Raw genomic sequence first — 21080 nt, 5'->3', positions numbered from 1 at the left:
CGATTAATGATGGTGATGATGACCACCTGAGCGACCGCCATAAGCGCCACCTTCAGGTTCAAAAGGTTGTTTTTCAGTCGTCACTGTCGCGCCCAAACCTTCAACCATTTCATCCAAAACATGGTCGTGTTGATAACGAACCCAGCCCGCTTCCACTTGCAGCGGAACATGTCGGTTGCCTAGATGATACGCAACACGCGTAAGTAGGTGTGCATCGTCACAGTAGACGGTAGATACGGTTTCTGGTGCAGCTTTCACTTCGACAGTTAGGCCACACTCACTAGTTAGCTGTTCTCCGCCACGCAAGATATGACCGCGTGGTAGAAATAGCCCTGCATCTCGACCATCATCCAATGTCACTTTAAGACGGCTTTTAATGCGGCTATCGATAGGCAGGCTTAAATAGCCGTCCGGTGCATTTTGTATTTGAGTATTCAGTTGAGTCAGTTCAATCATGCTATTACCTCAATCTCCTTGTGAGATTTATAACGTTCAAAATAAGAGTCTTCAGTCAAAAGCCCTCAGGCAAAGACTTCAAATAAGAGCCTTCAGCAGAGCTATTAAAATAGAAAATATCTTTGAGCCATTGGCAGTTCTTCAGCAGGCTCACACGTCAACAGTTCACCATCAGCGCGTACTTGATATGTCTGAGAATCAACTTCGATCTTCGGCATCCAATCGTTAAGCTTCATGTCCGCTTTGCTGATATTTCGGCAGTTGCTGACTACGCCAATTAGGCTCTTTAATCCCAACTGCTTATCGATGTTTTGTGCCTTGGCTTCTTTAGAAACAAACAGCATCGATGTGTTCTGACATGCCTTGCCATAGCTTCCAAACATAGAGCGATAGTGAACAGGCTGAGGTGTTGGGATTGAAGCATTAGGATCACCCATTGGAGCCATCGCGATCATGCCACCCTTTAAAATCACACTCGGTTTGACACCAAAGAAGGCTGGTTTCCACAGCACGAGATCCGCGAGCTTTCCTGCTTCGATAGAGCCGATCTCATGTGCCATGCCGTGCGTGATCGCAGGGTTAATGGTGTACTTAGCGACATAACGTCTGAGGCGGAAGTTATCGCTGTAGTCAGAATCTTCTTTTAGACTGCCACGTTGCACTTTCATCTTGTGTGCAGTTTGCCAAGTACGTGTTACGACCTCGCCTACGCGCCCCATCGCTTGTGAATCCGAAGCGATCATCGAGAATGCGCCTAAGTCATGAAGAATGTCTTCTGCAGCAATGGTTTCACGGCGAATACGTGATTCAGCGAACGCGACATCTTCAGCGATCGAAGGTGATAAATGGTGACACACCATCAACATGTCTAAGTGCTCATCGACCGTATTGACGGTGTAAGGACGTGTTGGGTTAGTAGAAGAAGGCAGAACGTTCGGCTCACCTGCTGCGCGAATAATATCGGGAGCGTGGCCGCCGCCCGCACCTTCCGTGTGATAGGTATGAATCACGCGGTCACCGATGGCGCCAAGTGTCGATTCAACAAAACCCGATTCATTTAGCGTATCGGTGTGAATTGCAACTTGTACGTCCATCTCGTCAGCAACACTCAAGCAAGTATCAATTGACGCGGGTGTGGTTCCCCAGTCTTCATGCAACTTCAAACCAACAGCACCCGCTGCTACTTGCTCACGCAATGCTTCCGGTTGGCTCGCATTGCCCTTACCTAACAAACCAAAGTTCATTGGGAATTGATCGAGTGATTCCAACATACGGTGCATGTTCCACGGACCCGGTGTACATGTGGTTGCGTTAGTCCCTGTGTTTGGCCCGGTGCCACCACCTATCATAGTCGTCACACCCGATGCCAATGCTTCTTCAATCTGTTGCGGACAGATGAAGTGAATGTGTGAATCGATGCCACCCGCAGTGAGGATAGAACCTTCGCCGGCCAAAATTTCCGTACCCGGACCAATAACAATATCAACACCCGGTTGAACATCTGGGTTACCTGCTTTACCTAAAGCTTGAACTCGGCCGTCTTTAATAGCGACATCGGCTTTTACGATGCCCCAGTAGTCCAACACAATCGCGTTAGTAATCACCAAGTCTGGCGTTTCGGCACTTGGACGTTGACTTTGCCCTTGCCCATCGCGGATCACTTTACCGCCGCCAAACTTCACTTCGTCTCCGTATACGGTGTAATCCTTTTCAACTTCTAGCCATAAATCGGTATCAGCAAGACGCACTCGGTCTCCGATTGTTGGCCCAAACATTTCGGCGTAAGCCTGTTTGGATATCTTCGCCATGATCAATCCTTTGTTATTTTCATTATTTCCGTGAGAGCGCTTAGAGCTTGCCCATCACTTTCCCTTGAAAGCCATAGATCTCTAACTTACCGGCGTAACGCACTAACTCGACACTGCGAGACTGACCCGGTTCAAAACGGGTGGCGGTGCCTGCAGGGATATTGAGTCGAAAACCTTTAGTAGCTTCTCGGTCAAAGATCAGCGAAGGGTTTGCTTCATAGAAATGGTAATGAGAGCCAATTTGCACGGGACGGTCACCAATGTTTTGAACCTTAACGGACGTCGTGTCTCGGCCTTCATTTAGAGTGATGTCACCGGGAGCGGTTTCTACTTTTCCGGGAACTAAGCCTGAATATTGTTTGGTGGAGCCAGCCATATGTCTTCTCCCTACACGATAGGTTCATGAACGGTCACCAACTTGGTGCCATCAGGAAAAGTCGCTTCGACTTGTACATCTGGGATCATGGAAGGGATCCCCTCCATTACGTCATCGACGGTAAGCAGTGTGCGTCCAAAATCCATCAATTCCGAAACGGTTTTCCCCTCACGGGCACCTTCAAGAATGGCACTGCTGATCAGGGCAATAGATTCTGGGTAGTTGAGTTTTAAGCCTTTTTGTTTGCGCTGCTGTGCCAGCATTCCTGCGCAGAAGATAAGTAGCTTATCTTTTTCTCTTGGTGTTAATTCCATTTAGCCGCCCGCTGTTAGTGTTGTTTTCTTATTGCTCAGAAACGCATGAGCAGTAAGTGGGATTCAATCACAGCAAGCTTGAAAAAATGTACCGAGGGCCGGAAGTCGCCCTCGGTACAAATAGGGCTAATCGCTAAGTCGCCCAAATCCTTGGTAAATCAGGAGTCGTACCACATAAATGAGAGCGAGTTGCTTGCCATATCTGACCAAAGGCTTGGAGGATGTCTTCACTCCAATAACCCAAGGCTCGCACCACAATCAATCCTTCTATCTGCGTCGCACCCAATATTAATGTGGGTTCACTCGACGTTATTGATGTAACTGATTGCTGTGAAGCTTGCTGTGTAATAGATAAGAGCAAGCTCTGTACCAACTCTAAATCTTGCTTCTCATTTGAGGTGAGATAAAAGGTACCCATCATTGAAAAATCAAGTAACCCCATATTTATCATTAACTTATCGCCACCATGAAAATTAAAACCTTCAGTCAGAAGCCTTTGATTATCAAGGTAGATTTCCGTCTTCCCAACCAGGTGACCACGCTCAAATCCCTCATTCTGTGCAGGCCGCCCAAAACAGTGCATCTCCCAACCCCAAAACTGTGCACCCTTTTCAAGGCGAATTTCAGTGTCTAGACGAACGTGTGCATTGGGGAAAAAGATGTTCTCTTGTGGCATCCATTCCAAGCGCGCACCTTTCTTCACTCGAAGGGTTTGCTTTTGCTTGGCGTACTTGTTGTTAGAACGATAGAACTTGGTCGCTCCGGGGGTGGTGATCAACGTATGAGCACCGCTTTCTACGGTTGCCTCAATATTGAGAGTGTCACCACCTACCACTCCGCCGGGGGGATGGAGTAAGTAGGTGTGACACGTTTCCCCATCAGGATACAGGGGGCGTTGCACCGCAAGCGGACCAGACTGCTGACGATTCTTTAATACGGTTTTGTCACCACGGTCGACAAAAGTGAGGTTTAAGCTCGCTTGCCAACCGTCTCGAATATCTTGTTCGATGGTCTCATTCAGAGATAATGCTTCGACTAAAGAAGCCTTCCTTACTTCATTCGGAGAAAAGAGAGAATTCATACGGTTAGGTACTCCTTAATCAAGGACTCATCGAGCCCTGTCATTTCACCTTCTGCCACTTGGCGCCCACGGTCGAGAATACAAAAACGGTCACCGACCTTTCTCGCAAATGGCAGCTTCTGCTCAACCAACAACACCGTGAGTCCCATCTTCTCGTTGAGCATGCGAATGATGTCGCCAATCTCTTGCACAATATTGGGTTGAATACCTTCCGTCGGCTCATCCAAGATCAATAGCTTGGGATTAACCACCAGCGCACGACCAATCGCAAGCTGTTGCTGCTGACCACCTGATAAATCACCACCGCGGCGATGCAGCATCTCTTTCAATACAGGGAAAATATCGAAGATGAATTCGGGGATTTTACGATCGCCCTTCTCACGAATCGGTAAGCCAACCTCTAGATTTTCTTGAACGGTGAGCATCGGGAATATCTGACGACCTTGCGGTACATAACCGATCCCTTGGCGAGAACGATCCTCGGCATCGGTTTTCAAAAGTGACTCACCCGATAAAGAGATGTCACCACTTTCAACCTTAACCAACCCCATGATGCATTGCAGCAAGGTGGTTTTTCCGACGCCATTGCGCCCCATTAACACCGTGCACTTGCCCTCAGGGATCTGCATATCCAAGTCCCACAAGGTGTGGCTCTCACCGTAATATTGATTAACTGATTTAACCTCTAACATCCTATTCTCCGAGATAAACTTGTTTAACTTCAGGGTGAGCCTGCACTTGGTCCATGGTGCCTTCTGCCAACACGTGACCTTGATGAAGCACGGTGACATGGCTAGCAATCGAACGAACGAAATCCATATCGTGTTCAACCACAACCACTGAGTGCTTACCCGCCAATGAGTTCAATAACTCAGAAGTCCGATCCATCTCTTGGTGAGTCATACCTGCAACGGGTTCATCGACTAGCAACAGCTTAGGGTTTTGCATCAGTAACATACCGATTTCTAACCACTGCTTTTGTCCGTGAGACAGATTGCCCGCCAAGTTTGCCGCTTCGTCTTTGAGGTGAATAAGCTCAAGTACCGAGGTCAGTTTGTCTTTTTGCTCACCAGACATCACGGCTGTGAAAGTCGCCCACACCGAGCGATCACCTGCCATGGCTAATTCAAGGTTCTGCCACACGGTTAAACATTCAATCACGGTCGGCTTTTGGAACTTACGTCCAACACCTGCATTAGCAATTTCAGCTTCGTTCATCTTGAGTAGATTGATGTTCGAACCTAGCCACACTTCGCCAGTATCTGGTTTAGTCTTCCCGGTGATGATGTCCATCATGGTCGTTTTACCTGCGCCATTCGGGCCAATGATGCAGCGCAGTTCGCCCTCTTTGATATAGAGATTGAGATCATTTATCGCTTGGAAACCATCGAAGCTTTTATTGACGCCTTCCACGTACAACAACACGTTGTGGCGGGTATCGATGGCAGGATGAACATCGGGTTTAAGGTAATCAAAAACTTCGTCTCGACGAGTGAACGCCTGAACCGATTCCTTTACGCTGTTAAATGTGGTCATGCGATTGCCTCCTTGCCTTTATGTTGATCATCCTCATCTTGTCCTTCGCCTTTTGAGTTCGATGCCTTGCGTAACTGTTGCCACTTTTCACTGACAAAGCCAATCACACCTTGTGGAAAGTACATAGTTGAAAGAACGAATAGACCACCGAGAGCAAATAACCACACCTCAGGGAATTCAACGGTAAACCAGCTCTTGGCGTAGTTGATGATCAGCGCACCAACGATGGCACCAAACAGAGTGGCACGACCGCCCAAGGCAACCCAAACCACAATCTCAATCGAGTTAAGCGGTGCAAACTCTCCCGGGTTGATGATGCCAACTTGAGGAACATATAAAGCACCAGCAATACCCGCGATAACCGCAGACAAAACGAAGACCCATAGCTTAATGCCATCGACGTCGTAACCCATAAAGCGAGTTCGAGACTCGGTATCACGAATCGCCAGTGCCACACGACCTAATCGACTGGTCACTACCATGCGACACGCAATGTAGCTGAGAATGAGTGAAATACCCGTCGCGACAAACAGACCTATCTTGACCGCATCACTCTGCAAACTCAGGCCGATGATGTCTTTGAAATCCGTCAGTCCATTGTTACCACCAAAGCCCATCTCGTTGCGGAAAAACGCCAGCATCAATGCGTAAGTTAACGCCTGAGTCATGATAGAGAGGTAAACACCAGACACGCGAGAACGGAAAGCCAAATAACCGAACAAATAAGCCAATGCACCCGGCACCAACACCACCATCAGACAAGCAAACCAGAACTGATCGAAGCCCTGCCAAAACCACGGCAACGCCGACCAATCAAGGAACACCATAAAGTCAGGCAAGATTGGATCCCCATAAACCCCACGCTCACCAATCTGACGCATCAAGTACATGCCCATGGCATAACCGCCAAGCGCGAAGAAAGCGCCATGGCCTAGGCTCAGTATTCCGAGATAGCCCCATACAAGATCGAGCGCCAACGCCAACATTGCGTAGCTCAGGTATTTGCCCATCAGTGAGATAGTGAAAGTCTCAACATGAAGCGGGTGCCCACTTGGCAACATGGTATTAGCCAGTGGAATAAGAATCACGGCCGCAAGAATGGCAAGGATGGTCAGTTGCCCACCTTTATCACCACGCATCGCCGAAAGTACAAATGATTTAGACTGCATGATGTTGTCCTTAACCTTCAGCCGCACGACCACGTTGCGGGAACAATCCGCGTGGGCGTTTTTGAATAAATAGAATGATGAAAACCAGTACTAGAATCTTGGCGAGTACTGCGCCAGCCCATGGCTCTAAGATCTTATTGAACAAACCAAGACTCAGACCTGCGACTAATGTTCCCCACAAGTTGCCAACTCCGCCGAACACCACCACCATGAAAGAATCGATGATGTACGCCTGTCCCATATTCGGTCCAACGTTAGTCAATTGAGACAGCGCCACACCCGCGACACCTGCAACGCCAGAACCTAAACCAAAGGTCATCGCATCAACACGTTCAGAACGAATACCCATCGCGCGCGCCATGCCACGGTTTTGAGAAACCGCACGAACCTGCAAACCTAGCGGTGTCTTTTTCAGAACCATCAACAAGCCCATAAACACCAAGCCACAAAACAAGATGATATAAAGTCGGTTGTAGGTCAGAGACAACATTGGGTTCAATTGCAATGCGCCAGACATCCATTCAGGCGTGCTCACTGAGCGGTTAAGTGGCGAGAAAATAGAGCGAACGGCTTGTTGCAAGATCAAGCTGATACCGAAGGTCGCAAGTAAGGTTTCCAATGGGCGACCGTAAAGATGACGAATCACGCTGCGCTCTATCGCAATACCGACCAAACCAGACACAATAAATGCCGCTGGAATGGAAAGTATCAGCGCTAAACCGATATGATTCGGCATTAACAATTGCAATACATAGGTGGTGTATGCGCCAATCATGATCAACTCACCATGAGCCATGTTAATCACGCCCATTACGCCAAAAGTGATCGCTAAGCCAATTCCTGCCAACACCAATACCGAACCTAAACTCAAGCCAAAGAACACGGTCTCAACGCCCGAGTAAAGAGCTTGGCTCTGTTGATAATCGTCCATCGCGCGCTCTGCTGCCGCCAAGACTTTTGGGTCTTGTTCGCTGTTGAGCAATTGATTCAAGGTTTTGAGTACCACTGAATGTTTGAAGTCACCGACTCGGTCAATCGAAGCCACACGATCGTCAATCGTGGCACTCTTATCAAGAGAGATGAAAATGGCTAACGACAAGTCCATCAACTCAGCGACTTTGCCCTCTGATTCACTGGTTCTGAGTACAGCTAAACGATCGATAATGTCAGAATCTTTGGTACCGAGCAGATCCACAACCGCTTTATAACGCACGTCTGGGTTACTACTGTTCAGGCCAATCGAGGCAATTTCTCCACGCAAGATCCCGCGAAGCTTGTTATTCACGCGAACTTTTTTGAACTGTCTAGCATTCTCGATACTGAGACTTGATTCATCCCACACCGATTGAGCTGTGGTTGCCGTTTTAATGCTTTGAATCAGGTAGAGCTGTTTATATTGCTCGCTTTGTTTGTCATTAAAGTAATAGAGATTTCCGTTTAACCAGCCATCCAAAATAGGTTTCGACACGTCTTCCGCTTGTGTCTCAATAACCCAATCGATAGCCAACTCTTTATCCGATGTTTTCTTACCAACTAGCGCCTTGGTAAAGCTAGCTTCATCCGTTATTCCAGCAAAAGCCAACTGAGCACTGACTGCCATAAGCAATAGCGCCTTAAATACGTTCAATACGTTTTTCATCCCTGCTTCCTTAATCCACCTAGCTAGATATTGTTATTTTTGCTTAGTGGACATGTGGAGAATTATTGTTAGTTGAAACGATGAGCCTTCCGTTTACTTCACCTCTTAAACAGAGGCGTTCTTCCCAAACAAGAAGGCTCAATGTTCCTAAGTTAACGATCTAGTTACCGCCAGAACACTTCTTGGTTTCGACGTTAAACGCACCACATGAGAATGGCTTAGACCAACTAGAGAACAACTTCGCTGATTCAGGTAGGTAACTAGACCAAGCGTCACCCGCAACAAGGCCCGTGGTTTCCCAAACGATATCGAATTGACCATCGTCTTGGATTTCACCGATCAGAACAGGTTTAGTGATGTGGTGGTTTGGCAGCATGGTGGAGTAGCCGCCAGAAAGGTTAGGAACAGACACGCCAATCAAGGCATCTTGTACAGATTCAGGATCGGTTGTGCCCGCGTTGGTTACTGCTTGCGCCCACATGTTGAAGCCAACATAGTGCGCTTCCATTGGGTCGTTGGTGACACGCTTTTCACTCTTGATGAATGACTGCCATGTTTCAACGAACTCTTCATTGGCTTCGGTATCAACACTCATGAAGTAGTTCCAAGCCGCTAGGTGACCAACCAGTGGTTCAGTATCCATACCTGACAGTTCTTCTTCACCAACAGAGAATGCAATTACCGGGATGTCTTCAGATGAAATGCCTTGTGCGCCAAGCTCTTTGTAGAAAGGGACGTTCGCATCGCCGTTCACAGTAGAAACCACTGCGGTTTTCTTGCCTGCTTCACCGAATTTTTTGATGTCTGAAACGATAGACTGCCAATCAGAGTGACCAAATGGCGTGTAGTTGATCATGATGTCTTCTTCTGCGACACCTTTATCTTTTAGGTAGGCTTCAAGGATCTTGTTGGTCGTGCGTGGGTAAACGTAATCGGTACCCGCGAGTACCCAACGTTCAACTTCAAGCTCTTCCATCAAGTAATCCACAGCAGGAATTGCTTGTTGGTTTGGCGCAGCACCGGTGTAGAAAACGTTTTTCGAAGACTCTTCACCTTCATACTGAACTGGGTAAAAAAGGATGCTGTTAAGCTCTTCAAATACTGGCAGCATCGATTTGCGCGATACCGATGTCCAACCACCGAAGACCACATCGACCTTCTCTTTTTCGATCAGCTCACGGGCTTTTTCTGCAAATAGCGGCCAGTTTGATGCAGGGTCAACAACCACAGGCTCTAGCTTTTTACCCAGCAAGCCGCCCTTTTTGTTCTGCTCTTCGATGAGCATTAGCACGGTATCTTTTAGCGTGGTTTCACTGATCGCCATGGTGCCGGACAGTGAATGTAGAACGCCGACCTTGATGGTCTCGTCAGCCGCAAGCACAGATGCAGAAGAAAATGAAAGTGTTGTACACAGTGCAGCTAGCGATAAATTGAACACCTTGTTCATGATAGTACTCCATAATTGTATTTTTGTTATTCAATTACAGAGTTACAAGAAGAGTGCCAAACTTAAAAATTAACCATCAAAATTATAAGCCATTGTATTAATGGAACTAAAAAACCATTCACACCAATAGCGTGCATAGCAATCATGTAACTATGTTTCATACTGGTGCAGCGACGATAAGAATGAACCAAGATGAGACACAACCGCACAATGGATACAAAAATGTATGGTCCGCCCCGTTATTGCAACTACAATTAAGTAATAACGGAGTTGGTTTGCGCTAATGTATTCGGAGTCCTTGTTGGGAGCACTAGCTTCCCAGCTCCACGATGATATCCGCGCCAGATTACCCTTAAAAAGCCCAAAGCATTGATTGCTATTTTTTGTGTCAGGTTCTTAATCTGGCCGATTGACCGTTTTTGTCATCACGTTCATTGGCGTTGCAAACTTGGTTATAGCTAAACAGCCTTAAAAGCTTGGCGGTGGTATAACACCGCCCAAGCTATCCTCACTAGCTTGTTGGCTAATGCGACTACCACTACATTAAATGGTTTGGTGGCTCGTAGGTTCGCAAGCCACTCTCCGAACACTTTCCCTGTCGTCTCTAGTCTAGAGAGTACAGCCCTTGCCCCATGGACAAACAGAGTTCTGAGGTGTTTATTCCCTCGTTTACTCATACCAAGTAGTTTGGTCTTTCCTCCCGTTGAGAATTGCCTTGGCACAAGCCCCAACCAAGCCGCCATCTCACGGCCATTGGTAAAGTTATTCGGAGAGCTTACATCGGCTATACACAATGTGGAGGTAAGATCGCCAATTCCAGGGATAGTTTTTAATAATTGAGCACTTTCATTGTTATTAACAATAGTTTGAAGCTTGTTATCTTGAGTTTTGATTTGTTCATTAAGGTACTTGTAATGTTCGTGGATAGATATCAATTCACATAGCAAGCTTTTTGGTAATGAGACGGTTTGTTCAGCTAACCATTGAAACAGAGACTTCATCTTTGCATGCCCTTTGGGAAAGCTAAGGCCGAACTCAAGTAAGATCGCGCCGATCCGCGACATAGTGGCAGTTCTCTCCTTGATATAACTATCTCTGACTCGATGAATCGCTGCGATGACTTGAGCCTCTTCACTTTTTACAGCTACAAACCTCATGGTCGGTCGACCCGCAGCCTCTGCGATCGCTGAAGCATCGATGAAATCGTTTTTATTGCCTTTGACATAAGGCTTTACATACTGAGGAGGAATAAGTCGGGGTTGATGACCAAACTCACTACACTTTCGAGCAAGCCAATGAGCACCGCCACAGGCTTCGAAAGCAATAGTTGTTGGTTCTATTTTACTAAGAAAGATTAAGAGTTGGTTACGATTAAATTTACGACGAAGCACCTCCACTCCACAACGGTTATGTGCGATAGCATGGAAGCAATGTTTACCTAGGTCGATACCTAAAATATGAATAGAAGACATATGGTTCACCTCATTCTGAGAGCCTACTCTAAGCTTAAGGGCTTGAGAGTGAGGCGGACCATATAATTAAGCCCAATACATAGGTATTAGGCCTCTATTAAATAGTATAGATTTCGATACTGAACCTTCTCGCTTTCAAGCTAGCCCGCAGGTTGGAATTCGAATTTTACTCTCGACTTAGATTTAAGCTCGTTACAGTCACCATTACAAAAATAGCTCGCAGCACCACAGGCTTGAAGCTTCTCTAACTGACTGTTGCACTCTGGGCAGAACCCAACTTTGGTAAAATGAGCCCGACAACTTTCACAGTGATACTTACCATCCCAGCCTAGCTCTGACTGGCACTTAGGGCAGATATTTTCACTCATTAGCATTTCCTAATTCACTACTATTTTTACAATCTACTACTGCTGAGACTTAGCTTGCTTGATTTGGTACATGTTCTTATCAGCTTGTGCGATCAAAGCTTCTAACGACTCAGGATCTTTTTCGTAAGAAAGCCCTACACTGACCGCAAATTGAGTATCGTTGATATAAAGAGCCTGTTCCAAGGTTCTTTCTAAGCTTAGATAAAAGTTAAGCACGCTTTCTTGATCGTCAAAGCAAGAGAACACCACAAACTCATCACCACCATAACGCCCTATCTTGGCACAGGCTGTTGTCGCCTCATCAAGCACTTTGGCAACCGCTAACAGCACATCATCACCAAAGCTATGACCATAGGTGTCGTTGATTGATTTGAATTTATCGACATCAACAAACAAGCACACCATCACCTTTTGTCCAAAACAGCGCTTGGTTAACACTTGCTCGGCTTCTCTCAATAAGGCTCGACGATTCAAACTGTGTGTCAAAGAGTCGCGGTTGGCAAAGAAGTTGAGTTGATTCTCTAACTCATACTTTTCCAGTGCGACTGAATACAGAGACGCTAACAGCTCTAAGATCTCTAGTTCAAACTCATGAGGTTCAGAAACATATTGGCTGTAAATCGCGAAGGTACCTAATACATGACCATGTGAAGAGATGATTGGCACTGACCAACACGCATGAAGATTGGCTTGATTCGTTAAGGCTAAGAAAGGTGCCCAATTGGGGTGAGTATTAATATTGGAGATCATAACGGCTTTTTTAAGCGCCGCCGCCTCACCACAAGAACCAATCCCAGCACCAATGCCTACCCCTTCTATCTGTTGATTATAAAAATCCGGTAGGTTCGGGGCATATTCAAGATGCAGAGTATTTGACTCGGAGTTGAGCAGTAAGATTGAAGCCATACGCTGACCAAAAAGCTGTTCAGTAAGCTGAATGATCTTATGGTTTAAGTCCTTGCGATCCATCCCAAGGGCAAGCTTCCGAAGCAAACTATTGACTGCTCGGTGGCCTTCTAATAAAAATTGTTGTTCCATTCACTAAAGCTTTCAATTGTGTAATTGGGTACAGCCTGTTCTTATGCAAGCTTGTTATTGGTTAATAATAACACACTAAGTTAGTACCACACACAACCGAAGATCATAGGTTGATCTTTCGCTTTATCTATTTTGATCAGCGATCTACCCCAAAAAGAATATTTATATCACCACACACCGAAAGCATAAGTTACATGTGCTGCATTTCAATTTTAAATAGTCATTTATATTAAAAGTGACATCCAAAAACAAAATAAACAGCACAAGTCATTTCGATCTGTAACCTAAATCATCGAATTACATGCGTCAGCATTTCAATGTGTTGGTCATCTAACTGGGTTAATTTGACCGATAATGCATTAAGCTCTGAGGTGTTATCGATGTGAGTGCCACCACACGGAATCGACACCAGCGTCTCAGCATCCAGTTGCCATTCCCAATAACGAGAGTCAGTGAGTGCCTCACCTTCCAGTCTCATCACCACTGGAGTCGATTGTGCGAGCCAGCCTGAAATCATCTGATTAATATCAGCTTCGATACCTTCAAGGTTTGCAAGCATATCTGCAACGTTCAAGCCGCGCTTCTTCAGAGTTTTACCCAAACGATACTTATCAGTACATAGCTCAGGAGTCACAAAGCTGGTCACTTGTGCGTAGCTATTAAAGTCGTAACTGCCGAGCGGATCCTTTCTGTCGGCATCTTTGCGCCAGTAGCTCTCAGCCAATACTTTATTCAACGCTAAGAAAGCAATGTGACCCGCACTGTGACCACGACTCAAGCTTGCTTGATACTCTTTATCTACCGACAACACCACTTCGTCGTTAACATTAATCATAGAAGCAGATACAGGTAGTTGGTGGACTACCACAAACGCCCAACCTTCCGTATCACGCTTAACAGGAATATCTGCTGCGATATGAAGCTTGCCAGTAGATTGTTCTATTGCACCGACAAGGCACTCTTCCACTGGATGTTGAACGTCACCAACAGTCACAAAACCTTGGTCTGCCGGATGATCAGGCCAAATATGACTTACTGGGTGAAAAGGCGTCACATCAGTGATCAGGTAGGTTTTATTGCTGTCACTTTCTACATACAACGCTTTCGCCGTCAGTTGCCACGCTTGATGACAGAATTGAGTAATGGTTGGCGTGATTGCTTCAGCTTGTGTAATCAAATCGCTAGTGGTCATATCGTTCTTCTTTTGGAATCTAGTCTGATTCGTTAAGCCACAGCGAAACAAAAATGTGCCGTTATGGATTAACGTGAATTTTGCTTAAAAAAATACCCGAGACAGGCTCGGGTATCAAATCTATTGGAAAGGACTATTTACGGCCTTTAACCATGCTCATCATACGCTTACGTTTGCGCTCTTGAGAGATTGTCAGCTTGTTAGTCTTAGCTTCAAATGGGTTCTCGCTGTTCTGGAATTGAATGCGAATTGGTGTACCCATAATCTCTAGTGAACGACGGTAGTAGTTCATCAAGAATCGTTTGTATGAATCTGGCAAGTTACGTACTTGGTTACCGTGGATAACGATAATCGGTGGGTTATAGCCACCAGCGTGCGCGTATTTCAGTTTCACACGACGGCCACGAACCATAGGCGGTTGGTGATCATCAGTTGCCATTTTCATGATACGAGTTAGAACAGAAGTACCAACACGAGTCGTCGCTGACTTGTAAGCTTCTTGAACAGACTCAAACAAGTGACCAACACCTGTACCGTGAAGTGCAGAGATAAAGTGAATACGTGCGAAATCAACGAAACCTAAACGACGATCTAGCTCTTTCTTAACGCGCTCTTTAACGTCGTTATCTAGGCCATCCCACTTGTTTACCGCAATCACGATTGAACGACCTGCGTTCAACGCAAAGCCTAACAAGCTTAGATCTTGATCAGAGATGTTTTCACGAGCATCGATAAGTAGCAATACAACGTTCGCATCTTCAATCGCTTTCAGTGTTTTAACTACTGAGAACTTCTCTACTGTTTCGTTGATGTTCTTACGACGACGAACACCCGCAGTATCAATAAGAACGTATTCACGCTCGTCACGCTGCATTGGGATGTAGATAGAGTCACGCGTCGTACCAGGCATATCGTAAACAACCACACGCTCTTCACCAAGAATACGGTTAGTTAGTGTTGATTTACCTACGTTAGGACGACCAATGATCGCTAGCTTGATTGGTTGATCTTGAAGACGCTTGAATTCTTCTTCAGCTTCTTCTTCTGTAAATTCAACCTGCTCTTCTTCTTCGTCTTCAAACTCAGTTAAATCGCTTACTTCGCCATTTTCCGCTTTTAATGCTTCTGCGAACGGGTTAAGAGCAAGATCAATCAGCGCTGTTACACCACGACCGTGTGCAGCTGCGATTTGATACATGTCTTCTACGCCTAGTTGCCAGAAGTCAGCACTTGCAGCATCAGGGTCGATACCGTCAACCTTGTTTACTACTAACATTGAAGGCTTTTCTAGCTGACGAAGGTGCTTAGCAATCGCAACGTCAGATGGTGTTAGACCAGCACGGCCATCTACCATAAATAGAACAACATCAGCTTCATCAATCGCCGCTAGCGACTGTTCAGCCATTTTAGTTTCAACACCTTCTTCAGTACCGTCGATACCGCCAGTGTCAATAACAATAAAGTCATGCTCGCTAAAATGAGCATGGCCGTATTTACGGTCACGCGTTAAGCCAGGGAAATCCGCAACCAATGCATCACGAGTTCGAGTCAATCGGTTAAATAACGTAGATTTACCTACGTTCGGACGCCCTACTAGAGCAACAACAGGTACCATAACAACCTCTACAATTTCTTCTCTAAATGTAGTTATAGGTAAGCACTTGTTCGCAAGTTTAAACTCTTACCTATAACCACACGGTTTATTAATTTTTAACAACAAAACGGCTCCTGGCTGTTACCAACCAGGAGCCGACTGTGAATTATATCACGCTTTTATTGGCTAATCGTCAGTTTCTTTACATCGCCATTGCGAGTCGTCACTAAGTAGCCTTCAGGCAGTTCAATTGGTGCAACCGCAAAGCCGCTATCATCGACGAGCTGTTGAGCAACAAACTCACCCGATGAACGATCTAACCAGTGCAGATAACCTTCGGTGTCACCCACGACTACATAACCATTAATAATAGCAGGTGCTGTCAGTAAGCGGTTTTCTAGCAATGGAGTGCTCCAAAGTTCAGTACCGCTACGCGCATCAACCGCAACCACATGGTCTTTGTCGGTAACAACGAACAAGCGACTACCGTCACTTGCTAAATCAATCGCAGACGAGTAGTTACGCTTCCAAACTGGCTTACCAGAACGAAGATCGATAGCGATAAGCTGACCATTGATACCTACGGTATACAGTGTGCCGCCAAGAACAACTGGTGATGCATCAACATCAACCAAGCGATCAATTTCCGTAGCACCTTTTGGCGTGCCTACTGGCTGTTGCCAAATCAGTTGACCACGGTCCACGATGGCAGCTGCTAGACGACCATTTGCCGTGCCCCAGAATACACCGCCAGAAACCGCAACAGGTGTGCTGTCGCCACGCAGTGTTAGGCTTGGAACTTCGGTGCTGATTGTCCACTTCTGTTCGCCGCTTTCTTGGTCTAATGCGATCATCATGCCGCGACTGGTGTGAATCAGTACCATGTTGCTTTCAGTCGCAGGGGATGCAAGCACCTCACCGTTCACTGATACACGCCACAGTTCTTCACCTGTCGATTCGTCCATCGCGATCACTTCGCCATTTTCAGAACCAACAAACACCTTGCCGTAAGCAGCGGTTAAGCCACCAGACAAACGAGCCAGTACTTCTTTCTCAAGATCCACTTTCCATAGCTCTTTACCTGTTTCAGGATCAAGCGCCTTAACGAGACCTTCACGGCTTGCAACAAACACTTTGTCGTAAGCCAATTCAGGCGTTAGCTTTGAAAAGTAGTGGCCAACACCATCACCAACCGACGTAGACCATTCCTGTTTAGGAGTGAACTCGCTGTTTACTGTTGGTACTGGAGCCATGATTACGGTGTCTTCTTCACCTGCACAGCCAGCTAGTAGGCCAAGAGCAATCGCACATAACGCCGCTTTTGGAAACATCTTCTTCATTCAAAGCGCCTTATTTAGCTAGGTCGTCAAGTTTGATTTGAAGCGTTTGGCTAGCATCAACAGCTTGCTGTGCTTCTGTGTAAGCACTGTATGCTGCGTCAGTGTCGCCTTTACGAAGTGAAATATCACCGCGCAGTTCAGCAACACGGCCTTTCCAAGATTCGTCTGTCATTGCCGCAAGGTCAGTCAATGCTGCGTCAAATTCACCTTGCTCAGCTTTGATGCGTGCAACACGGTAAGTAAGTAGTGGCGCAAGTGCCGCGTCCTTAGTTGCCGATTTTGCCCACTCTAGCTGTTCAAGTGCCGCCGCAAGATCACCCGCTTGTACTTGTACTTTTGCTAGTTGCATAGCTGCAAGTACTGAGTACTCAGCGTCTTTGTTTGCGTCGATGAAAGCTTGAATATCAGATTGAGCATCAACGCCCTTAACATCAAGAGCTGAAATTACAGAAGTGTAGCTTTCTGAAGCTGCTTCACGCGCTTCAACTACTGAATCTTGGTAATAGCGCCAGCCAAATAGACCACCTAAACCAATAACCGCACCAAAGATTACGGCTTTACCGTTCTCTTTCCACCAATCTTTAATGGCTTCAACCTGTTGCTCTTCGCTATCGTAAAGTTCCACTTCCTGTCCTCTTTAAATTCTTTAAACGCCAGCATAGTGCTGACGTTAGTATTCATTATGAGCGTTTGCTCAAGGGCTAATTAGATTAGCGCAGCAACTTTTTCTGCAACTTCCGTTTGAGACACGGTTTCTTGCTCGCCGCCAACCAAATCTTTTAGCACTACTGTATTGTCAGCAACTTCGTTCTCACCAAGTACAAGCGCTACAACAGCACCTACTTTGTCAGCACGTTTGAATTGCTTCTTGAAGTTACCACCACCGAAGTGGTTCATTACACGCACGCCTTCAACGGTGTCGCGTAATTGATTCGCTAACTGCATGCCCGCGATCATAGTACCTTCGCCAGCAGCAACTACGTAAACATCAACGCTACGGCGAACTTCTGTTAGCTCTAGCGTTTCCATCATCAGAACCAGACGCTCTAGACCCATTGCGAAACCAACCGCATTGGTCGCTTTGCCGCCTAGTTGCTCAACAAGACCATCGTAACGGCCACCGCCACATACTGTACCTTGTGCACCAAGGCTGTCAGTGATCCACTCAAATACAGTGCGGTTGTAGTAATCTAGGCCACGTACTAGACGTTCATTAACTTGGTATTCGATACCAACTGCGTCAAGAAGTTCACACAAACCAGCAAAATGTTGCTTCGATTCTTCACCTAAATATTCAGATAGTCGAGGTGCGTCACCTAAGATAGCTTGAACATCTGGGTTCTTAGTATCTAGTACACGAAGCGGGTTGGTGTGCATGCGACGTTTACAGTCTTCATCTAGCACATCGATGTGTTGCTCAAGGAATGCCACTAACGCAGTGCGGTAGCTTACGCGATCTTCTTGAGAACCGATTGAGTTCAGCTCTAGGCGAACGTGCTTATCGATACCTAGCTCACGCCATAGACGTGCTGTCATCATGATAAGTTCTGCGTCTACGTCTGGACCGTCTAGGCCAAACACTTCCACACCACATTGGTGGAATTGACGGTAACGACCTTTTTGAGGACGCTCGTGACGGAACATTGGACCCATGTACCATAGGCGCTGTTCATCACGGTTGATAAGGCTGTTTTGAATACATGAACGTACACAACCTGCTGTGCCTTCTGGACGCAGCGTTAGGCTATCGCCATTACGGTCATCAAAGGTGTACATTTCTTTAGAAACAACGTCAGTCTCTTCACCAACCGCACGGCTAAATAGGTTCGTTTCTTCAACGATAGGCATACGTACTTCGTTGTAACCGTATGCACTCACCACGTTTTTAACTGCGCTTTCTACTTTCTGCCACAGTGGTGATTGAGTTGGAAGGCAGTCGTTCATGCCTCGAATTGCTTGGATATTTTTAGCCACAGTATTTATTCCGTAATTTCTCACGACCAGGTGTTAGTGCGAATAGACAATCACACCCCATCGCGTTGTATTAATCTTCTAAGTTTTCTACATCAATGCGATTTGCTTTATCAAGCACTGACGCTTTTGCTCGGATCTTCGCTTCAAGCTTGTCGACAAGGTCATCGTTGTCAAAACGCTCTTTCTGACGCTTACCGTCTTCGTAGAAGGCACTCTTACGTGCACTACCCGCTAAACCTAAGTGAGACACTTCAGCTTCACCAGGGCCGTTAACCACACAACCGATGATTGATACATCCATAGGGGTGATAACGTCTTCTAGGCGCTCTTCAAGGGCATTAACGGTGTTAATAACATCGAACTCTTGACGTGAACAGCTCGGGCACGCAATGAAGTTGATACCACGCGAGCGAATGCGCAAAGATTTAAGAATATCAAAGCCAACTTTGATCTCTTCAACAGGATCAGCGGCTAGCGAGATACGTAGCGTATCGCCGATACCTTCAGAAAGAAGCATACCTAAACCAACCGAAGACTTAACTGCACCAGCACGTGCACCACCCGCTTCGGTAATACCAAGGTGAAGCGGCTGATCAATCTGCTTAGCCAGCAAACGGTAAGAACCGACGGCTAGGAATACATCAGAAGCCTTAACGCTGACTTTAAATTGATCAAAGTTCAGACGGTCTAGGATATCTACGTGACGCATTGCAGATTCAACAAGTGCTTCTGCTGTAGGTTCTGTGTATTTCTCTTGGATCTCTTTTTCAAGAGAACCACCGTTAACACCAATACGAATCGGAATATTCATATCGCGTGCACAATCAACAACTGAGCGGATACGGCTTTCGTTACCGATGTTACCTGGGTTGATACGCAGACAGTCAACGCCGTACTCTGCCACTTTAAGAGCAATACGGTAGTCGAAGTGAATGTCAGCAACCAATGGAACAGAAACCTGCTGCTTGATTAGCTTAAAGGCTTCAGCGGCATCCATAGTCGGTACAGATACGCGAACGATATCAGCGCCAACTTTTTCCAAAGCTCGGATTTGAGCAACGGTCGCGGCTACATCTGTTGTTCTTGTGTTGGTCATGGATTGCACAGCAATTGGTGCACCATCACCGATCGGCACATCACCCACATAAATACGGGTTGATTTGCGACGAATAATAGGAGATTCGTGTTGCATATTAACTCTAAGGTAAGGTTATTCTGGCTACTTTGCCTGAAGTATACCCAGAAAGGTCGACAGGTTCACTTGCAAATGTCATTGATACGCCCTCTGGCGCACCTAGAATCACTTTATATGGCGCAGTTCCTGATAGATTTAATGACTGACCTGCTTTTTTGATGCCAGTCGACAAGGTTTTGCCTGTTGCATCTTTTACTTGGATCCAGCAATCAGCAGAGAACTGCATCACTAACTCGTTCGCTACAGCTTCAGGAGCAGTACTTGCTTCAACCACCTCTGGCTCAGCAGCAACTACAGCTGCGGTTTCTGTTGCTGATTGTGCGTCAGTCTCATCAGCTTGCGTTAAAGCCTCTGAAGTGTCTGCCGCGTCACTGATTGCAGTAAGGCCTTCAGTGTCTTCGATAACAGAAGCAGCAGCGTCGTTTTGTTCCGCTTCAATCACTTCTAAAGAAGCAAACTCAGGATCAAGAGACTCTTCTACTGTGAGCTCTTCTGAGCTTTCAGTATTCACGAGAGATTGAGATAGCGTGTCTTGTTGTTGGTTCTGCCACCACCAAAGTGAAGAGATGCCAGCAATCACAGCAAAAATGCTCCAAGTAAGGATCATAATGCGGCTGTTGTGCTTCTCGGTTTTTGTTTTACGAGAGAAGCTCAGCATTTCTTGTTCTTGATGTTGAGCATCACCAGCATGATGAAGCGCGTTCAGTACCACTTTTTCATCAAGATTGACGTATTTCGCGTATGAACGAATGTAGCCACGCATGAACGTTGCGACTTGGTCTGATTCGAATTGGTTTTCTTCAATTTGCTGGATCAACGTAATACGAAGTTTCAGGCGGTCTGAAATCTGCTTTTGCGTTAAACCAAGAGATTCGCGCTTGTTCTTAAGCAGCGTTCCCGCTTCTAAAGCAGGAGAAATCGTTTCTTGCGTTTGTGTTTCGTGTTCTGTGTTCATAGAGAGTGAACTTCTAAAGTATTATCGCAGGTTGACGAGAGCGGTTTTTATTGTCGTTTAAGCTCAATCTAACAACCCACTTTATGTGGAATTTTTCCTGTTACCTAAATCATCAACCCTTAAAGA

At 46.2% G+C, this 21080-nt stretch carries 20 protein-coding genes; all 20 read right to left on the bottom strand.

The features are described from left to right. Nucleotides 1-3: 3 nt before the first annotated feature. Nucleotides 4-456 (bottom strand): urease accessory protein UreE, encoded by a 453-nt coding sequence (gene ureE, locus OCV12_RS02920; RefSeq protein ID WP_261885304.1) that lies wholly within the window; start codon nt 454-456, stop codon nt 4-6. A 104-nt stretch (nt 457-560) separates the two neighbouring features. Continuing rightward, nucleotides 561-2264, bottom strand: coding sequence for an urease subunit alpha (ureC, locus tag OCV12_RS02915; RefSeq protein WP_123306348.1), 1704 nt, complete (start codon nt 2262-2264; stop codon nt 561-563). 40 nt (nt 2265-2304) lie between these two features. Then, a complete protein-coding gene (locus OCV12_RS02910; RefSeq protein ID WP_017069302.1) occupies nt 2305-2640 on the bottom strand; it encodes an urease subunit beta in 336 nt (111 codons plus the stop codon). Nucleotides 2641-2651: 11 nt separating this feature from the next. After that, complete coding sequence (gene ureA / locus OCV12_RS02905; RefSeq protein ID WP_004735119.1) at nt 2652-2954, bottom strand: urease subunit gamma; 303 nt, start codon at nt 2952-2954, stop codon at nt 2652-2654. A gap of 133 nt (nt 2955-3087) precedes the next feature. Beyond that, the gene (locus tag OCV12_RS02900; RefSeq protein WP_261885303.1) at nt 3088-4035 is read right to left on the bottom strand and encodes an urease accessory protein UreD; all 948 of its coding nucleotides are present in this window, start codon (nt 4033-4035) and stop codon (nt 3088-3090) included. Next, a complete protein-coding gene (gene urtE / locus OCV12_RS02895) occupies nt 4032-4727 on the bottom strand; it encodes an urea ABC transporter ATP-binding subunit UrtE (protein WP_017629849.1) in 696 nt (231 codons plus the stop codon). The genes OCV12_RS02900 and urtE overlap by 4 nt, the downstream gene beginning before the upstream one ends. A gap of 1 nt (nt 4728) precedes the next feature. After that, nucleotides 4729-5571, bottom strand: coding sequence for an urea ABC transporter ATP-binding protein UrtD (gene urtD, locus OCV12_RS02890; RefSeq protein WP_076650850.1), 843 nt, complete (start codon nt 5569-5571; stop codon nt 4729-4731). Further along, a complete protein-coding gene (urtC, locus tag OCV12_RS02885) occupies nt 5568-6740 on the bottom strand; it encodes an urea ABC transporter permease subunit UrtC (RefSeq protein ID WP_261885302.1) in 1173 nt (390 codons plus the stop codon). The genes urtD and urtC overlap by 4 nt, the downstream gene beginning before the upstream one ends. A gap of 10 nt (nt 6741-6750) precedes the next feature. Then, nucleotides 6751-8379 carry an urea ABC transporter permease subunit UrtB gene (urtB, locus tag OCV12_RS02880; RefSeq protein ID WP_261885301.1) on the bottom strand — a complete coding sequence of 543 codons (1629 nt, stop codon included), beginning with the start codon at nt 8377-8379 and terminating at the stop codon, nt 6751-6753. A 160-nt stretch (nt 8380-8539) separates the two neighbouring features. Further along, nucleotides 8540-9826 (bottom strand): urea ABC transporter substrate-binding protein, encoded by a 1287-nt coding sequence (gene urtA / locus OCV12_RS02875; RefSeq protein ID WP_017629853.1) that lies wholly within the window; start codon nt 9824-9826, stop codon nt 8540-8542. Nucleotides 9827-10284: 458 nt separating this feature from the next. Beyond that, nucleotides 10285-11298, bottom strand: coding sequence for an IS110 family RNA-guided transposase (locus OCV12_RS02870; RefSeq protein ID WP_261884832.1), 1014 nt, complete (start codon nt 11296-11298; stop codon nt 10285-10287). 140 nt (nt 11299-11438) lie between these two features. Continuing rightward, nucleotides 11439-11666 carry a zinc ribbon domain-containing protein gene (locus OCV12_RS02865; RefSeq protein WP_261885300.1) on the bottom strand — a complete coding sequence of 76 codons (228 nt, stop codon included), beginning with the start codon at nt 11664-11666 and terminating at the stop codon, nt 11439-11441. Nucleotides 11667-11702: 36 nt separating this feature from the next. Further along, nucleotides 11703-12704, bottom strand: a complete 1002-nt coding sequence (locus OCV12_RS02860; RefSeq protein ID WP_261885299.1) for a sensor domain-containing diguanylate cyclase — start codon at nt 12702-12704, stop codon at nt 11703-11705. Nucleotides 12705-12993: 289 nt separating this feature from the next. Next, nucleotides 12994-13896 (bottom strand): alanyl-tRNA editing protein, encoded by a 903-nt coding sequence (locus tag OCV12_RS02855; protein WP_261885298.1) that lies wholly within the window; start codon nt 13894-13896, stop codon nt 12994-12996. A 133-nt stretch (nt 13897-14029) separates the two neighbouring features. Continuing rightward, entirely contained in the window at nt 14030-15511 is a 1482-nt protein-coding gene (gene der / locus OCV12_RS02850; RefSeq protein ID WP_017629857.1) for a ribosome biogenesis GTPase Der, read from the bottom strand. Between the two features lie 158 nt (nt 15512-15669). Continuing rightward, nucleotides 15670-16830, bottom strand: coding sequence for an outer membrane protein assembly factor BamB (gene bamB, locus OCV12_RS02845; RefSeq protein ID WP_261885297.1), 1161 nt, complete (start codon nt 16828-16830; stop codon nt 15670-15672). 10 nt (nt 16831-16840) lie between these two features. Beyond that, a complete protein-coding gene (locus tag OCV12_RS02840; RefSeq protein WP_017062513.1) occupies nt 16841-17455 on the bottom strand; it encodes a YfgM family protein in 615 nt (204 codons plus the stop codon). Nucleotides 17456-17535: 80 nt separating this feature from the next. Further along, entirely contained in the window at nt 17536-18804 is a 1269-nt protein-coding gene (hisS, locus tag OCV12_RS02835; protein WP_017062514.1) for a histidine--tRNA ligase, read from the bottom strand. A gap of 70 nt (nt 18805-18874) precedes the next feature. After that, nucleotides 18875-19996 carry a flavodoxin-dependent (E)-4-hydroxy-3-methylbut-2-enyl-diphosphate synthase gene (ispG, locus tag OCV12_RS02830; protein WP_017629859.1) on the bottom strand — a complete coding sequence of 374 codons (1122 nt, stop codon included), beginning with the start codon at nt 19994-19996 and terminating at the stop codon, nt 18875-18877. 7 nt (nt 19997-20003) lie between these two features. Continuing rightward, nucleotides 20004-20954, bottom strand: a complete 951-nt coding sequence (gene rodZ / locus OCV12_RS02825; protein WP_261885296.1) for a cytoskeleton protein RodZ — start codon at nt 20952-20954, stop codon at nt 20004-20006. Nucleotides 20955-21080 lie beyond the last annotated feature (126 nt).

The sequence above is a fragment of the Vibrio pomeroyi genome (genome assembly GCF_024347595.1).
In the GTDB taxonomy this organism is placed as follows: domain Bacteria; phylum Pseudomonadota; class Gammaproteobacteria; order Enterobacterales; family Vibrionaceae; genus Vibrio; species Vibrio pomeroyi.
The sequence above is the reverse complement of the archived record's forward strand: the minus strand, read 5'-3'. Positions and strand labels throughout refer to the sequence as shown.